Genomic DNA, 1,511 nt, shown 5'->3' on the forward strand with positions numbered 1-1,511 from the left:
AATTTTTGCTGGATAAGGGTTATGAAGTTCACGGTATAATGAGAAGGTCATCATCATTTAATACAAAAAGAATAGAGCATTTATATTTAGAGGAAGCCATAGAAGACATGCGTAAAGACAGAAATATAGAACTTTATTATGGTGACATGACTGATTCTAGCAGCCTTATCAGAATTGTTCAGATGATAAAGCCTGATGAGATATACAACCTAGCAGCACAATCTCATGTAAAAGTCTCTTTTGAAGTCCCTGAGTACACTGCAGATGCAGATGCTGTGGGTACCTTGAGAGTACTAGAAGCTGTGAGACTTCTCGGCTTGACACATAAAACTAAAATATACCAGGCATCTACCTCTGAACTCTACGGGAAAGTCCAGGAGATACCACAAAAAGAGACCACTCCTTTTTATCCAAGGTCCCCCTATGCCGTAGCAAAACAATATGGATTCTGGATATCAAAAAATTACAGGGAATCCTACGGAATGTTTGTATCAAACGGTATATTATTCAATCATGAATCTGAAAGAAGAGGGGAAACTTTTGTAACAAGAAAAATAACTCTGGCTGCAGCCAGGATAGCAAAGGGATATCAGAAGAAACTGTATCTGGGAAATCTGAACTCCCTCAGAGACTGGGGATATGCAAAAGATTATGTCGAGTGCATGTGGATGATACTCCAGCATGATAAACCAGAAGATTTTGTGATTGCCACAGGGGAACAGCACTCTGTTAGAGAATTTGCCACACTTGCTTTTCGTGAAGCTGGGATAGAGCTCGATTGGCAGGGTGAAGGTATAGAGGAAAAGGGTATCTCAAAGTCTACTAAAGAGGTCCTTATAGAGGTAGATCCAAAATATTTTAGGCCTTCAGAAGTAGAGACTCTTCTGGGAGATCCGACAAAATCAAAAGAATTATTGGGATGGAACCCGAGAAAAACATCTTTTGAAGATCTTGTAAAAATAATGGTCATACATGACTTGGAATTTGTCGAAAGAGATCATCTAACCAGGATGAGTCATGAAGAATTAAGAAAAAAATATAAAATTTAAATACTTTAAAAAGATCGGAGGATATTTATGAAATTAAATTCAAAAATATATGTTGCAGGGCATGGCGGGATGGTAGGATCTGCACTTATTGAAAGACTGAATAAACTAAATTATGATAATATAATCGTCAGAGATTTTGATTCTTTGGATCTCAGAAGACAGGATGTTGTTGAAAAGTTTTTTGAACAGGAAAAACCTGAGTATGTATTTTTGGCTGCTGCTAAAGTAGGCGGAATATATGCCAATGACACCTATCCCGCTGAGTTCATATATGACAATCTAATGATAGAAGCCAACATAATAAATTCAGCCCATAAATTTGGTGTCAAGAAACTTTTATTTCTGGGAAGCTCATGTATCTATCCAAAATTTGCTCCTCAACCTATAAAAGAGGAGTCCCTTCTTACAGGTGAACTAGAAGCTACAAATGAAGCATATGCAATAGCAAAAATAGCAGGTATC

Annotated in this window: 2 protein-coding genes; both read left to right on the plus strand. The window is 37.3% G+C overall.

Going from position 1 to position 1,511, the window contains the following annotated elements:
- On the plus strand, positions 1-1,049 hold a 1,049-nt coding region (gene gmd, locus ABZA26_RS14885), incomplete at its 5' end, for a GDP-mannose 4,6-dehydratase (protein WP_372715266.1).
- 27 nt (positions 1,050-1,076) lie between these two features.
- On the plus strand, positions 1,077-1,511 hold a 435-nt coding region (locus ABZA26_RS14890), incomplete at its 3' end, for an NAD-dependent epimerase/dehydratase family protein (protein ID WP_372715267.1).

It is taken from the genome of Ilyobacter sp. (assembly GCF_041583315.1).
Classification (GTDB): domain Bacteria; phylum Fusobacteriota; class Fusobacteriia; order Fusobacteriales; family Fusobacteriaceae; genus Ilyobacter.